This window comes from Kitasatospora sp. NPDC053057 (genome assembly GCF_044546945.1).
GTDB lineage: Bacteria > Actinomycetota > Actinomycetes > Streptomycetales > Streptomycetaceae > Kitasatospora.
This window is the reverse complement of record NZ_JBITZP010000157.1, coordinates 1-1,083: the sequence shown is the minus strand read 5'-3', so window position 1 is coordinate 1,083 and position 1,083 is coordinate 1. Positions and strand designations below refer to the sequence as shown.

Genomic DNA, 1,083 nt, shown 5'->3' with positions numbered 1-1,083 from the left:
GGCCTGAAGGGTGTCTTTACTTCCGTACAGCGGCTGACCAGCGCCCTTTGCGAGCTGCCGCGCCCCGGGCATGATCCCAGTTCGTGGGTCTACGACTGCTGTACTTGATCTTCTGCCGACTGCTGGGCTGGCTGACACTGCTGGGACGCTCCTCCGCCACGAACAACGCCGAGATCCTCGCCCTGCGCCACGAGGTAGCCGTGCTGCGCCGACAGGTCGGGCGGCCGCGGATGTCGTGGGCCGACCGTGCCGTGCTTTGCGCTCTCGCGCGGCATCTGCCGCCTGCCCTGCGTCGGCACCGGCTGGTCACCCCGGGCACGCTGCTGGTCTGGCACCGACGTCTGGTGCGCTGGAAGTGGCGCCAGCCACCGGCCAGGGCCGGCCGACCACCACTGCCGGAGGAGATCGTCGCGCTCATCCGGCGCCTGGCCGAGGAGAATCCGGCCTGGGGGTATGTCAGGATTCAGGGCGAGCTGCGACGGCTCGGCCACCGGGTCGCCGCCGCTACCATCCGGCCGTATCCTGTGCGGCTGCGGCCTGCCGCCCGCACCACAGCGCGCCTCCCGGCAGACCTGGCGCACCTTCCTCCGCACCCAGGCCCACACGCTTCTCGCCTGCGACTTCATGCACGTGGACACGGTCTTCCTCAAGCGCTTGTATGTCTTCTTTGTCATGGAGATCGAGACCCGGCGCGTCCACGTCCTCGGCGTCACCGCGCACCCGACGGGCGAGTGGGTGACCCAGCTCGCCCGAAACCTGCTGATGGACCTCGGCGACAGAGCCGGGTGCTTCCGGTTCCTCATCCGCGACCGCGACGCGAAGTTCACCGCCGCGTTCGGCGCCGTCCTCGCCGGCAACGACATGGCCGTCATCCCGACCCCGCCGCAAAGCCCGCGGTCGAACGCATTCGCCGAGCGGTGGATACGCACCGCGCGCACCGAATGCACCGACCGCCTCCTCATCGCCAGTGAACGGCACCTGCGCGCCGTGCTCGCCGAGTACACCGAGCACTACAACGCCGGACGAACCCACCGCGGCCTCGACCTACGAGCACCAGACGACGAACCGAACGTCATCCCTCTG

Annotated in this window: 1 protein-coding gene; it reads left to right on the top strand. The window is 69.3% G+C overall.

Going from position 1 to position 1,083, the window contains the following annotated elements:
* Positions 1-624: 624 nt before the first annotated feature.
* The coding region (locus ACIG5E_RS39570; protein ID WP_396542191.1) for an integrase core domain-containing protein at positions 625-1,083 on the top strand (459 nt) is incomplete at its 3' end.